At 37.6% G+C, this 13223-nt stretch carries 15 protein-coding genes; 8 read left to right on the forward strand and 7 right to left on the reverse strand.

What is annotated here, in order from left to right; genetic code table 11:
* Positions 1-21: 21 nt before the first annotated feature.
* Entirely contained in the window at positions 22-1395 is a 1374-nt protein-coding gene (locus KK060_RS01215) for an amidohydrolase family protein (protein WP_367397451.1), read from the reverse strand.
* A gap of 101 nt (positions 1396-1496) precedes the next feature.
* On the opposite strand from KK060_RS01215, the gene KK060_RS01220 reads away from it, so the two are divergent.
* The 3 genes from KK060_RS01220 to KK060_RS01230 all read left to right on the forward strand — a co-directional run bounded on the left by KK060_RS01220 (position 1497) and on the right by KK060_RS01230 (position 4075).
* Positions 1497-2162 (forward strand): sigma-70 family RNA polymerase sigma factor, encoded by a 666-nt coding sequence (locus KK060_RS01220; RefSeq protein ID WP_254151576.1) that lies wholly within the window; start codon positions 1497-1499, stop codon positions 2160-2162.
* A 116-nt stretch (positions 2163-2278) separates the two neighbouring features.
* Positions 2279-3049, forward strand: a complete 771-nt coding sequence (locus tag KK060_RS01225) for an acyl-CoA desaturase (protein WP_254151577.1) — start codon at positions 2279-2281, stop codon at positions 3047-3049.
* An 81-nt stretch (positions 3050-3130) separates the two neighbouring features.
* A complete protein-coding gene (locus KK060_RS01230) occupies positions 3131-4075 on the forward strand; it encodes a sugar phosphate isomerase/epimerase family protein (protein ID WP_254151578.1) in 945 nt (314 codons plus the stop codon).
* Between the two features lie 66 nt (positions 4076-4141).
* On the opposite strand, the gene KK060_RS01235 is transcribed toward KK060_RS01230, so the two are convergent.
* From KK060_RS01235 to KK060_RS01260, 6 genes are all read right to left on the reverse strand, one after another.
* Positions 4142-5374: a YihY/virulence factor BrkB family protein gene (locus KK060_RS01235; protein WP_254151579.1), complete on the reverse strand. Its 1233-nt coding sequence runs from the start codon at positions 5372-5374 to the stop codon at positions 4142-4144.
* A 77-nt stretch (positions 5375-5451) separates the two neighbouring features.
* Positions 5452-5676: a response regulator gene (locus KK060_RS01240; RefSeq protein ID WP_254151580.1), complete on the reverse strand. Its 225-nt coding sequence runs from the start codon at positions 5674-5676 to the stop codon at positions 5452-5454.
* Between the two features lie 195 nt (positions 5677-5871).
* The gene (locus tag KK060_RS01245; RefSeq protein WP_254151581.1) at positions 5872-6207 is read right to left on the reverse strand and encodes a two-component regulator propeller domain-containing protein; all 336 of its coding nucleotides are present in this window, start codon (positions 6205-6207) and stop codon (positions 5872-5874) included.
* A 29-nt stretch (positions 6208-6236) separates the two neighbouring features.
* Complete coding sequence (locus KK060_RS01250; protein ID WP_254151659.1) at positions 6237-6425, reverse strand: hypothetical protein; 189 nt, start codon at positions 6423-6425, stop codon at positions 6237-6239.
* A complete protein-coding gene (locus KK060_RS01255) occupies positions 6394-7125 on the reverse strand; it encodes a response regulator (protein WP_254151582.1) in 732 nt (243 codons plus the stop codon). The genes KK060_RS01250 and KK060_RS01255 overlap by 32 nt, the downstream gene beginning before the upstream one ends.
* A 342-nt stretch (positions 7126-7467) precedes the next feature.
* Positions 7468-7830, reverse strand: coding sequence for a hypothetical protein (locus KK060_RS01260; protein ID WP_254151583.1), 363 nt, complete (start codon positions 7828-7830; stop codon positions 7468-7470).
* A 446-nt stretch (positions 7831-8276) separates the two neighbouring features.
* Between KK060_RS01260 and KK060_RS01265 the strand changes: the two genes are divergently transcribed.
* The 5 genes from KK060_RS01265 to KK060_RS01285 all read left to right on the forward strand — a co-directional run bounded on the left by KK060_RS01265 (position 8277) and on the right by KK060_RS01285 (position 13217).
* Complete coding sequence (locus KK060_RS01265) at positions 8277-8648, forward strand: hypothetical protein (protein WP_254151584.1); 372 nt, start codon at positions 8277-8279, stop codon at positions 8646-8648.
* A 135-nt stretch (positions 8649-8783) separates the two neighbouring features.
* On the forward strand, positions 8784-9470 hold the full coding sequence (locus KK060_RS01270; protein ID WP_254151585.1) for a response regulator transcription factor: 687 nt from the start codon (positions 8784-8786) through the stop codon (positions 9468-9470).
* Positions 9467-10828 (forward strand): sensor histidine kinase, encoded by a 1362-nt coding sequence (locus KK060_RS01275; protein WP_254151586.1) that lies wholly within the window; start codon positions 9467-9469, stop codon positions 10826-10828. The genes KK060_RS01270 and KK060_RS01275 overlap by 4 nt, the downstream gene beginning before the upstream one ends.
* A gap of 69 nt (positions 10829-10897) precedes the next feature.
* The gene (locus KK060_RS01280; protein WP_254151587.1) at positions 10898-12145 is read left to right on the forward strand and encodes a TolC family protein; all 1248 of its coding nucleotides are present in this window, start codon (positions 10898-10900) and stop codon (positions 12143-12145) included.
* Entirely contained in the window at positions 12102-13217 is a 1116-nt protein-coding gene (locus KK060_RS01285; RefSeq protein WP_254151588.1) for an efflux RND transporter periplasmic adaptor subunit, read from the forward strand. The genes KK060_RS01280 and KK060_RS01285 overlap by 44 nt, the downstream gene beginning before the upstream one ends.
* Positions 13218-13223: the final 6 nt, after the last annotated feature.

Here is a 13223-nt window from a genome sequence, read left to right on the forward strand (position 1 = left end):
TCAGGTTTAGGTTAGTTGTAATTATTTCTTTCTTAATTTTTTCAGTTCGTCATCTAGGTGTTTTTTTCCAAGCCATTTGTTCCCGAGCATTACTCCTGCGATATTTTGCGTTTGCTTTATATCCACAAGTGGGTTGCCATTTAAGAGAACAAGGTCTGCAACCGCATCTTCCCGGATAATTCCACTATCACTTTTGCCGAGATACTTGGCTACGTTAACAGTTCCTGCCCTAAGTGCCTCATAAGGAGTCAGACCGGATAGTACAAGATACTGCAATTCCTGATGGGTAGAAAAACCTGGAACGTTAAAAATTTGAGGTGCATCACAACCTAATAGTAACCCTACACCGTTTCGCTGACATTTGAGGATAAGTTTTCTTCTTAACGCAACAAATTCTTGGACTCTATCTGGATTATAAGTAGGATTATTAACAAGGTTTTGCTTGCTATTCACCCATTGCTCAATGGTCTCCGGTTTCATATAGACCAAGTTTGGATCAGCTTTAAAAACTTCTGCAGTATAATCAGGATGAAACCATCGCTCTGCTAGCGATTGTGTTGGTACTACCCAGATGTTGTTTTGTTTAAGCTGTTGAATTAACTCCGGTATTCGTGTAGTATCAACTTTATCGGCTACATTCATTCCAAATAATCCGGTTTGTTGCTCTACCATTTTGTTGATGCCAGGAACAAGACCTTCAATAAATCCATCCATGTGATCAATGGACGAGTATCGGGATTCAATAGCATGCCATACGCCTACTCCGAATGATACATGGCCAACGAAAGGAATTCCTACTTCCTTGGCTGTAGAGGCAATTGCGTCAAATTTTTCACGACTTAAACCAGGGTGAAGCTTTAAATAGTCATAGCCGGCTTCTTTTTGTTTACGTACCATGGCGGCACCTTCTTCTGCAGAGCGCACACTCATGCCATTAAAGGATGGACCGGTAGTGTAGAAATGAGGGCCGAGAATTTCACTGGAATTGATTTTACTTCTTAACTCTAAATGTTTAGGATGGCCGAGCATTCCTCTGATAGTAGTGATGCCGTTTGCAACAAAAAGAGTAAGCACTTCTTTCATGGGAGTGATGTCATCTATCGGCGGAACATGAGCATGCATTTCTGCCAGGCCTGGTATTAAGTACTTGTCCTTGCTATTGACGATAAAAGCATTTTTAGGATACTTAACAGACTTACTGTTTCCGATCTGTTTAATCTTACCATTCCGGACTATGACCGTTTGATCTTCAAGTATCTTGTCTGAATCCATAGTTATTACATTTACATGTAGGAATACAACTTCCCTGGAAACATTATCAACAGGCTGTTGACCTTTTGCTATCGAAGCAAAGAAAATTAAGGTTAAAAGCAGGAAGATCTTTAGGTTCATCATGTCGGTTTTTTCTTATGAATCTCTACAAAATAGAATCAAGCGTCCTTAAAAAATAGCTGAAGGGTTTTTTGAATTGTTAGAAGGTTGTAAAACTATTTTTTGTGTTAAAAACAGTGCGTATCTTACGGGAAATTTTAAACGGATTGAACCAGGCTCAAACCATATTGCAATATCAGCCGATGCTTCAGAACATTGCCATGAAAATGCTTAAATGTAAGGCAGATGCTGAGGACATTGTGCAGGAGACCTTTATTAAATGGCTCAATACCGAACAGGAGAAGATTAAGAATACTAGGGCTTATTTGATAACATCGGTAAGAAATAATTGTATTAATCACATTAAAACGCTTCAAAGAAAGAAGGAGGAGTACCTAGACAATTTCCAATGGCCGGAGTTCATCGAAAAGTTTAAAGACACAGACTTTTCAGGAATTGACATCGAAGCAAAACTTGCTGAAGCGTTTCATATACTTCAGGATAAACTTGAACCACTGGAACGTGCTGTATATCTTTTAAAGGAAGTATTTGATTTTGACTACCAGATGCTTCAGGACATTTTAGACAAAAAACAGGACCACTGCCGCCAGCTTTTGTGCCGTGCAAAGAAAAAGCTGAATGAAGAAAAAGCTCATTTGAATGCTGTATTCCAGCCGAAAAAAACTGCGCTTCTCGAAAGTTTTAGCAATGCCTGCGACCTTAATCATATTGGTACATTCGTTTCTGAATTGAGAAACGATATTGCGGCCGCTATTTCAAAAAAAATATAAATTTTTTTATAAATCTGTCACAAACTGAGCACCCTGTTGTCCTATATGCGAGAGCATGTCGTACCTTTTACGGCCGCTCTGGAGTAAACCGTAAAACCTGTAAATTTTTTTCTTTCATGGAAGTTATTTTGATTTTTTTCGTGGCGCATTGGTATTTGTCGCTGTTTTTCCAAACATTCTTTTTGCATCGTTATGCTTCACACAGAGCATTTACGATGAATAAGACAACAGAGAAAGTATTTTTCGTATTGACTTGGATATTCCAGGGCTCAAATTACTTAAGTCCTTATGGATACGGAGTAATGCATAGAATGCATCATGCATTTGCAGACACAGAGGATGATCCACATTCTCCTAAGTATGATGAGACTATCTGGAATATGATGTGGAAGACAAAAACCATTTATTCAGCAATTGCAAACAAGCGCATGATTCCAGACAAACGCTTTACGGAGGGAGTTCCCCAATGGGAAGCTTTTGATAAGTTTGCGCGTTCGTGGCCTTCTCGCTTATTCTGGGGCATCATTTATACCCTTGTATACGTGCAGTTTGCAACTACATGGTGGTTATGGTTACTGTTGCCGATTCAGTTTTTGATGAGCCCAGTTCACGGTGCTATTATCAACTGGTTTGCTCATAAATATGGATATAGAAATTTCGAAGTGAAGGATACATCAATGAATTTTTTACCAGTTGATTTCCTGATGATGGGAGAGAGCTATCACAACAATCACCATAAGTTTGGTTCAAGAGCCAACTTTGGTGGTATTCGTTGGCACGAAATTGACCCGACCTATCAAGTAATTAAATTATTGGATAAGTTGAAAATAATAAAGATCGCAAGGCAAAAAGAGGTACATCTCGAAAATGTGCAAAAAGCTGCCTGATTATAATTTTCAAATGACAACAAGAAAGGTACCCATAGCGAGTACCTTTTTTATTTTCCTTACAAGGAATAAATTGCCAACATGCAAACAAGCCGAAGAGAGTTCGTAAAATGCTTAGCATCAACAGTTGCGGCGCTAAGTGCCCTTTCACAAACTTTTGCAGAAAGCAAGCGAGTAAAGTTAGTCCAGGTAGAAGGGAGCCCCATATCTGTTTTCTCCAGGCACCTTCATTGGCTTGATTACTCAGAAGTAGCAAAGACCGCAAAACTTATTGGTTTTGATGGCGTAGACTTAACCGTAAGACCTAAGGGACACGTTCTACCTGAAAACGTAAAAACGGAGTTACCTAAGGCAACTGAGGCTATAAGAAGAGAAGGTCTGGAAATCTATGAAATTACTACAGCCATTTCTGACGCCAATGAAGAAGCGGAGGCAATATTGGGTGTTATGAGGAATCTAGGGATAAGATTCTATAGGCTCAATTGGTTTAAGTATGATGAAAACTTGTCAATGCAGGAGAACCTGAAAAGCATAAAAGCAAAGGTTCATAGAATTGCCGCACTTAATAAAAAATATAAAGTTCACGGAGCCTATCAGAACCATGCGGGTGCTGGATTTGGAGCTTCTGTATGGGATCTGTTTGAAGTGCTAAAAGACTTTGATCCAGATTACATAGGTTGTCAGTTTGATGTTTGCCATGCTACTGTTGAAGGTGTGAACTCATGGGTAAATGATTTTAAAATTATACATCCATACATCAAGACATATAATTTGAAAGATTTTCAATGGGTTAAAAAGAATGGCAAGTGGATTGACGAAGATGTGCCACTGGGCCAGGGAAATGTAGACTTCGTTAAGTTCTTCGAACTTGTATCAAAATACAACGTAAAAGGTCCTGTTTCAATGCACTATGAATATCCGTTGGGCGGTGCGGAAAGCGGTGCCACTGCCATTACGATTTCAAAAGAAGAAGTGATTGAAGCAATGGGTAACGATTTGGGAAAAGCAAGAAAGTGGATCAGCTGATGTAATGTCAACTGCTGATCCACCCTCTGCGTTAAATCTTTTTTGGATTATCGGTATTGGGACGAATTAATTTTTGTCGTTGTCGCTAGTACCACTATTGCCACTCTTGTTACTGTTGCCACCACCACTTCTTCGATTTTTATTTCTTCCCTTCCTCTTAGCATAAACAAAGGGTGCTGCTACCGCCCCGGCAGCTTTGTGAAATGCATCTAATGCAGCTTGTGACTGCTCTTCAGTAACTTCTTTGTCTGTTTTCTTTTCGACTGGTCTGGCTCTAGCACTATGATCAACCTTACGTTTCATTCTTTCAGTTTCAAGATCAGTCTTAGATTCAGGATGCTCCCTATTTAATTGTTGCTTCATCTGGTTAGATGTTTTTTTATTCAAAATAGCACCATTGTCATCTTCACCTTTTGTTGAAACAGCTCCCTCTACCGGCTCAACCTTTACGCCATAAGTGTCCGCATAGACCTTCGTGAACTCAGCTCCAAACAGAAGAATCAATCCGGCATAAGAGACCCAAAGCATAATTAGTATAACAGAACCCGCCGCCCCATAAGTTGAACCGGGATCAGAATTTCCGAAATAAAGACCTAGCGCAAACTTCGCTACTACAAACAAGAGAGAGGTGAGCAATGCACCCACCCAAACGTCTTTCCATCGAATTTTTGCATCTGGTAAAAATTTATATATCGAAGCAAAAAGCAGCGTGACAATTCCCAACGAAATAACTATGTCTGCTGCCCTGAAGACTACCACTAATGCATCACTTAAATGAGAGGCAACCCAATCACTTACAGCTGAGAGAGCAGCGGAAAGTACAAGGGAAACGAGAAGAAGAAAGCCAATTACCAGAATTAAACCGAATGAGAAAACGCGATCTCTGATAAGTTTTACAATCGCTTGTTTAGGTTTCGGTTTAACTTCCCACATCTTGTTAAGAATTTGCTGCAATTGGTAAAAAATCCCCGTTGCACCGAAAATAAGAGTAGCAGCACTGAGTATTGATGAGAGCACCGTTCCTTTATTGGTACTTGCTTTAGCTACCATTTGTTGTACATCGTTTGCCGTATTACCACCAACGAGACCTCCAATTTGGGTACTTAATTGATTTGTTACTGCTTCGTCACCAAAAAAATAGCCCGCTAAATTAATTATAATAACAAGAAGTCCAGGTAAAGAGAAAATAGTATACCAAGCAATTATAATACTGTTGTTAAAGGGATCTCTTTCTTTAAAAACGATAAAAGTATCTTTTAATAACAACACAAAGTTTTTAATCCTACGCCACAATTTCATGTCAGTATATTTTACTGATGCAGACGGGAAAAAAATGTGCCGATGCGGCGGCATTATTTATATTTAATGCAGAAGTATCAGAAGTTGTTATTACGATGGTAAGTACTATTTTCGGTAGCGATAAGCGAGGCCCATTTTTCTACTGTTGAAATAAGATCGTCGATCTTAATAGGTTTACTAAGATAATCATTCATTCCTGCCTTAAGGCACTCTTCACGATCTTTCTCTAAGGCATTTGCTGTCATAGCTATAATCACAGGTTCCTTTTGGTTGTTCTTTCGAATATGCTGACTGTCTTCCATAAGCGTCCATACCGAGTTATGACTGATAGATGTTGAATTAGCAGGCCCGCGTTTATAATTCTTAAAGGACTTAGTCTTTTGTCAAAGATGGTGAGGCCGTTGTTATGAGTTCCTATAGACAACATACATGTCCTGGCGTCCAGAATTTCTTTTACAATTGTCTGACGATTATCATTTGAAGGAATATTAAAATGTTCATGATTTAGTTTTGATATTAAACCGATCAAAGCAGTTATCTTCATATCCAATCCAAATATTATCTTCTTCGTCTATTGAAAGACAATTGATAAGGTTACTTCTAATGGTTCCGGTCCGTTCATTGTTGTTAATATATCTTACAAATTGTTCTTTTTGCCTGTTAAATTTATTAAGACCTTTCCATGTCGCGATCCACAAGTTGCCATCTTTATCTCCGACTATGTCATTTATAGTATTAGAGCTAATGGACGAGGGATCATTAAACTCGTTTTTATACACTGTAATTTCGTAACCATCATATTTGTTCAGTCCGTCTCGCGTGCCAAACCACATAAATCCTCGGCTGTCCTGGAAGGTACATATTACATTGCTTTGTGAGAGCCGATGTCTGTACCGATATGTTCAAACTTCAGATTCTTATGTTGGGCTTTGATAGTAGTAGTAATGAGTAGAAAAGCTACTGCAATGATAAAAACTGTTTTAGTTTTAACTGGACTACTGATCATTCCCATGCTTGATTTAGGAGCTTGCTGCAAGAATACTAGACTCATTCTCAAGAGATCTTATAATACTTTCTGTCATAAGGTTGAAGTTATGAATTTTTTGCTGAATAGCTTCTGCTTTAGTGTCTGCAGAAAGACTGTGTTTAAGATCTTCAACTACAATGTTGTACTCATGATCATCAAGAAGAATCAATGCCGATTTAATTTTATGGCTCTTGCTTTGAAATAAATTTATTTCTTGTGAATAGAGTGCTTTGTATGATGCCTCCTGGAGTTCTCGTAGGTTACTGATTATTAATGCTATTAACTCCTGCTTGAAGGTGGTGTCACTATCTGCATACAATTCAAACTTAATTTTTAATGGCCTGCTTTCTATATATTCTGAAAGTATATAATGATTAATTTTATTATGCATGTCGGAAGGGTCAAGCGGCTTTTTTACAAAATCATTCATGCCAAGCCTTTCTGCTTTCTCTTTTGTATCAGCAACGGAGGATGCAGTAAAAGCAAGGATAGGAATATTTTTAAAGTATGGATCCTGTGATGATCTTATTGTATGGGTGGTTTCACATCCATCCATTTCAGGCATATTAATATCCATAAGTATCAGCCCGAATATGCGCTGTTGAAGGATGTTAAGTGCTTCCCGTCCGTCATTCGCTATAGTTACAGTAAGTCCCCACTTCCTCAAAAACTGTGAGGCTATCTTTTGGTTTATTGCGTCATCTTCAACTAAGAGAATATTCATAAGTTCAGGTTAAAGATCATCATTATGCAACTTATGAACCATTAGAAACAGACGTTTAAACCATCGTGCAAGGTCTTCATGTTTTTTTAATAAAAACACTGGTTGCTAGTGATTTCTTTTTCTGTATGCCTCCGCTAAAGATGAATTAGTTTGAGTAGAATGTACGTTTTTAGGATGTTTTAAGGAAATGCCTTCAGGAAGGCTGCTATTTGCGATTTGCAACTTCTTTTTGTGAGATGTAATGATAAGGACCTTTTATTTAAACTTTTTGGGAGCAAGTTTTAAGGATATCCTGAATAGGGAATGATATTCCAAATATCATTCCCTGATTGATAAGCCTGTCTATGTAAGATCTGGAAATTGTAGATTGCACTCTTTTTCAAGTAGCTCAAGAAACCTCGAAGCATTATGTACCATGCTTTCACGCTTCGCTGTTTCTGTAGAAAAAAATATTTCGGTGCTCAAAAACTCTTCGTAGTGTTCTTGTAGCTCCCGTAATAACACACAGAAGCGCTCGATGTGTTTAATTGTTTTTAACCGTTCTTCAGTTTCTGTTTTTGTAGAGATATCCTTAACCATTTCATTGAATATTCTCTCGTTCTCAGCCACTTCATCATAGAACTCAATTAAAAGATTGGTGTTGATTTCTCTTTCAACAAGTTTCTGCATTAATACCGAAGCATCCATGCCTTGGCTAGCATTCATAGTGTGGGGTTTAAAGGAATTTAATCTTAAAAAATTCGTAGTAGTACTCTACCACAATACAAAGAAGAAAGAATTTAAATGATAAAGGAGGTGAGTTTTAAAGTAAATCATACATCCCTTTGAAATCCTTTAAAAGAACGGGTAAAAAAGTGTGAATATTTTAATGCACGGCAGGTTACTCTGAATATGCCTAGGGTAGAGTAAGATATCAATCAGCTATGTGAGTAATCAATAAAGGAATATTCCCAAACAATTTATACTCTTAAGACTTTTTTAAGAAGCAACAAAAGAATAAATAGGCCACTTAATGAGATTTGTCAGCAATACGATTTTCAAACTTTACTAACAAGGATATAAGAACTAATTTAATTGTTAAATTATAATTAATACGACTAAATAAATTAGTATTGTTTATTAAGTTTGTAGTTAAAATCAAATACACAATTATGAAAACAATAAGAATTGTGACCGGCGTAAAGAAGATAGACCATGAAGCAAACGAAAATATATTATTGTTTAGGGTTCGTGAAGTATTAAATGAACATAGATCTTCTATACTTGAAAGAATGATTAACGACCTACCCAACTACATTAATTATAGGTTTGATATACGAGCATCTAAAGAACAATTAGCGAATATCAGAAATAAATTAACGTTGTTAAAGGGTGAAAATATTAATGCTGATAAGTATCATGAAGTTATTGAAAACGTCCTTCTTCATGAAACTTATAGTATTCCTTCGCAACCATTTCTTCAGGAAATTGACGAAATCATTTATAATGAAATTAACCCTTATCAATTAACGTTGGTAAAATAGCAGCACTTGGTTTGTCATTCAGCTGCTCTTTTATTGCTAACTTACTTTAATTCAATCCCGCTATATGTTCTGTTGCAAGTAATCATCGGAAGCTCCTATATTTACACGATCAGTATTTGTAGGATAATTAACGCTTTGAGAAAAATTCTTATAGTTGAAGATGATCATCGCTTGTCAGAGTCTATATCGTTACACCTGACTAAAGAGGGCTATTTATGCGAATGCGCTTATGATGGACAAATGGCGATGAAGTACTTCTCCAAGGACACGTTTCACCTTGTTGTACTTGATATCAATCTTCCTAAAATAAACGGACTGGATCTGTGCAGGAATTTGAGGGAGAAAGATGCACGTGTTCCTATTTTAATGATTACCGCTTTTGGTGATATAGAAAGTAAAATGGAAGCTTTCGACTATGGAGCTGATGATTACCTCGTTAAGCCGTTTCACTTAAAAGAACTCACTGCAAAAGTTCGGGTTTTTTTGAAACGGGCAGAACAGAACATTGCATTACAAGAAGCTTACGCCTTTATTGATCTTATAATTGATCCTAACAAAAAAACTGTTATAAGGGAAGGAAAGGAAATACATCTGACTCCGAAAGAATATAGCTTATTGGAATATTTGGTAAAGAATAAAAATCGAATTGTATCCAAAGACGAACTTGCCCGAAATGTATGGGATATTAATTATGGTGTTACTCCAAACACTATAGAGGTTTACATTAACTTTTTAAGGAATAAGATCGATCGGGGTTTTGAACATAAGTTTATCTTAACAAAGCCCGGCTTTGGATATTATATTTCGTCACAAACATCATGAATTATAAAAAGAGGCTTATACTTCTTTTCGTGGGGCTATTCCTCTTCGTTCTCACGGCTATTCTTTCTTTTATCTACATTTCTTATGCGGACTTCAGAAGAGAAGAGTTTTTCGAGCGTTTGCGTGAGAAAAGCTTTTCTACAGTAAAACTTTTAGCAGAAGTCAACGAAATAGACAGAGACCTTTTGAAAATTATAGATCGTAATACAATCAATAAAATGTACGATGAAAAAGTACTCGTATTCAATGAAAAGAATGAGTTAATTTACAGTAGCCTGGATGACGAGACAATTCCCTACTCCACGTCATTTATTGAACAGATACGTGATAAAGAGGACAAATTCTATGTGGATGAAGATGGGGATGAAGTCGTTGGTGTACATTATCGTGAGCGGGGGAATGACTATGTAGTACTTGCGTCCGCATATGATCAATATGGAATTAGTAAGCTTAAAAACCTTCGTAATCTTGTCATAGGTGCCTTACTGGCAGGAACTTTTTTAATAGCGTTGTCAAGTTATTTTTATATCCATCAAATATTTTATCCCATTGACCAGTTAAATAAATCAATTCAGGTTATTAGCGAAAGTAACCTCAGGGAGTTTGTTAATGTAACAAAAAACCGAGATGAGTTGGATGAGCTCGCGGTGAATTACAACCAGATGTTGGGCCGTCTTTTTAAAGCATTCGAATCGCAGCGGTCATTTGTGAGAAATGCTTCTCATGAATTAAAAACTCCCCTTGCTTTGATTCACGGAAAACTGGAAAAGCTGCAGGACTTACATAGTGCCGACAGGCAAGCTTATCAAATTATTAACTCCATAATGGAGGATGTTCAGGGTCAAGCTTCTCTGGTAGAGTCGTTGTTATTAATGCAAAGGCTTCAGTCAGAGTTGCCGATTCACAAAACATCAATTCGAATAGATGAGATACTCGATAAGAGTGTTGCTGAAGAGAAGGAGCGGTTTCCTGCGCTTCACGTTGAAGTCGATATAGCTGAATCAATCACTTCTGATAAACAACTCGTAGTTGTTGGGAACGACATGTTAATGAAGGTATGCCTTAAAAATCTAATTAGGAACGCAGCCTTGTATTCGGAAACGGATACTTTACTGATTAAAATACTATTCGAAAACGAAAGTTTAATTGTACTTTTTTCAAATAAAGGATTTGAAGAATTACCTAAAGAAATTTTCGAGCCTTTCTATAGGCAATCAAAGCAGCAGGAGAAGCCAGGTAGTGGATTGGGCTTGTCACTTGTAGCACAAATCATGAATACACTACATGGAAGTGTGTCATATACTTTCATTAATGAAGACCATATATTCAGGCTGAGTTTTCCTTTCATTAAAATTTAAGGATTATTTAAGGTCGTCTTTAAGGTGTCTTAAAGAACGTCGCCGTTCATTTGTATATAAAACAAAGAGATGGTGGTTCTTAGGATATTTTCTTTGCTACTGATTTCATACGCTACACTTTACGGCCAGGATACGCTCCGTGTCACCCTTCCTGAGGCGGACAGCCTTTTAATAACCCGAAACTTGTCTCTTATTGCTTTTCATTATGAGATAGATAAGGCAGAGGCAGGAAGAATTCAGGCTCGTTTATTTAATAATCCTGAATTATCCACCGAATGGAATCTTTATAATCCCTCTGCTCCAAAGTGGTTTGACGTAGGCAATAGGGGGCAAAAAATTGTTGGTCTGCAACAAATATTCAGGATTGCTGGTCAGCGTAATACAGCCATTAAATTAGCAGAAGAGGAGAAACGCATGACTCAGTCGCAATACAAAGAGTTGGTAAGATCTCTGAGGTATGAGTTGCACGTTTCGTTTTACCGTTATCACTTCCTTCGTAAGGCTATCGCCAATATAAACTCCCAGCTGGTACTACTAAAAAATCTGACTGATGTATATGGAGATCAATATAAAAAAGGGAACGTGTCTCTTCAAGAGCTTACCCGATTAAACACAACATATTTTACGATAAATAACCAGGTAAACGACATCAGGCGGGAAACAATGCAACTGCAGTCAACTTTAAAAATTCTTTTAGCAGAGGAGCGAGTTGTATTGCCTATGGCGTCTGACGACGTATCGTATCCCTTGCCTGCAATTAATGAGCAGGATTTAGTGAATCGCGCTTTGGACAACAGACCTGAGATTAAAACTATTCAGAGCATGGAGACACAAAACGAGCTTCGGTACAGATTGGCGAAGAAAGAGGCAATGCCTGATCTTGCTGCAGGGGTTTTATATGACCAGGCAGGTAGCTACGTAAATAACTATACGGCACTCACCGTACGATTCAATATTCCCATCTTTAATCGCAACCAGGGACAAATTCAATCTGCCAAAATTGGGATCCAGCAATCGAAGGTACTTCTGCAATCAAAGCAACAACAAATTAGAAGCGAAGTGCAGAATGCCTGGAATGTGCTCCGTCTTCTTCTGGATCAATACAATGCAGTTAGTAAAGACTTCGAGAGTGAGTTAAATCTTTTAAGTGAAGGACTAGTAAACAATTACAGTAAGAATAATATTTCATTATTGGAGTTTACAGACCTCTTTGAATCCTACAATACAAATATTATACAGTACAATCAATTAAAGGCCGATCTAAATAAATCATATGAAGAACTTACTTATGCAGTGGGCGAGGACATCGTTCAATAAGTACATCTATGTAGCGCTGTTTGGCATTTTATTCTGTTGTTCGAACAATGAACCAAAGGTTGAAGCGGAGAAAAAAGCTTTTGCACTGAGTGAAACCATGCTAAACAGTATAAAGCTGGATACTGTGAAACCCACTCAAGTGCAAGGCATACTCAATCTAAATGGTAAAATTGTTGCGGACGAAAATCGAATGGTTGAGATATTTCCGATTGTAGGCGGGAACGTGTTATCCATCGATGCAGAACTAGGTGATTTTGTAAAAAAGAGCCAAACATTAGGAGTTATAAGAAGTGGTGAGGTGGCAGAGTATGATCGTGAACTTACTGATGCACAATCGGACGTATTAGTCGCACAGAAAAACCTTACCGTCAAGCAGGATTTGTATGCTTCGAAACTTGTATCTGAAAGAGAAATTGTATCTGCTCAAAAGGAGCTAGAAAAAGCAGAAGCTGCACTTAGGAAGATAAAAGAAACATTCTCCATTTATGGATTTAACTCCAGGTCCGAGTACTACCTTAAGTCTCCTATTAATGGGTTTGTAATTGATAAGCGAATTAACAGAGACATGACTTTGCCTTCTGGGCACAATGAAAGTGTATTCACTGTTGCTGAGTTAAGTGAGGTATGGGCAGTAGCAAATGTATATGAAAGCGACATATCGAGAATAAAGGAAGGAATGAACGTCACAATCTCTACATTGAGTTATCCTGGAGAATTAATTCAAGGCAGGATCGATAAGATATTCAATGTACTTGATCCGGAAACAAAAACAATGAAGGTACGCGTGCGAATTAAGAACCAGGATTTTAAGCTTAAGCCGGAGATGATTGCTACCACCAGAGTTTTTTATAATGAAACAAAAGCTTTGCCTTCTGTTCCTGCCTCTGCTATAATATTTGATAAGAGCAGGCAGTTTGTAATGGTTTTTAAAGACCGCTACAATATTGAGACACGTGAAGTGGAATTATATAAAACAACGCAGAATAGTGCGTGGCTTTTATCAGGTGTTGCTCCTGGCGAGGTGGTAATTAGCAAGAATCAGTTGTTCATTTATGATGCTCTAAATGACTAAGCGAAA

This window comes from Chryseosolibacter indicum, assembly GCF_018598585.1.
In the GTDB taxonomy this organism is placed as follows: Bacteria; Bacteroidota; Bacteroidia; order Cytophagales; family Cyclobacteriaceae; genus Chryseosolibacter; species Chryseosolibacter indicus.

Bases quoted from the DNA above. Each gene is read 5' to 3' on its own strand.
- KK060_RS01215 (WP_367397451.1), bottom strand. From the start codon at position 1,395: ATGATGAACCTAAAGATCTTCCTGCTTTTAACCTTAATTTTCTTTGCT.
- KK060_RS01225 (WP_254151577.1), top strand. From the start codon at position 2,279: ATGGAAGTTATTTTGATTTTTTTCGTGGCGCATTGGTATTTGTCGCTG.
- KK060_RS01230 (WP_254151578.1), top strand. From the start codon at position 3,131: ATGCAAACAAGCCGAAGAGAGTTCGTAAAATGCTTAGCATCAACAGTT.
- KK060_RS01235 (WP_254151579.1), bottom strand. From the start codon at position 5,374: ATGAAATTGTGGCGTAGGATTAAAAACTTTGTGTTGTTATTAAAAGAT.
- KK060_RS01240 (WP_254151580.1), bottom strand. From the start codon at position 5,676: ATGGAAGACAGTCAGCATATTCGAAAGAACAACCAAAAGGAACCTGTG.
- KK060_RS01245 (WP_254151581.1), bottom strand. From the start codon at position 6,207: ATGTGGTTTGGCACGCGAGACGGACTGAACAAATATGATGGTTACGAA.
- KK060_RS01250 (WP_254151659.1), bottom strand. From the start codon at position 6,425: ATGAGTCTAGTATTCTTGCAGCAAGCTCCTAAATCAAGCATGGGAATG.
- KK060_RS01255 (WP_254151582.1), bottom strand. From the start codon at position 7,125: ATGAATATTCTCTTAGTTGAAGATGACGCAATAAACCAAAAGATAGCC.
- KK060_RS01260 (WP_254151583.1), bottom strand. From the start codon at position 7,830: ATGAATGCTAGCCAAGGCATGGATGCTTCGGTATTAATGCAGAAACTT.
- KK060_RS01265 (WP_254151584.1), top strand. From the start codon at position 8,277: ATGAAAACAATAAGAATTGTGACCGGCGTAAAGAAGATAGACCATGAA.
- KK060_RS01275 (WP_254151586.1), top strand. From the start codon at position 9,467: ATGAATTATAAAAAGAGGCTTATACTTCTTTTCGTGGGGCTATTCCTC.
- KK060_RS01280 (WP_254151587.1), top strand. From the start codon at position 10,898: ATGGTGGTTCTTAGGATATTTTCTTTGCTACTGATTTCATACGCTACA.
- KK060_RS01285 (WP_254151588.1), top strand. From the start codon at position 12,102: ATGAAGAACTTACTTATGCAGTGGGCGAGGACATCGTTCAATAAGTAC.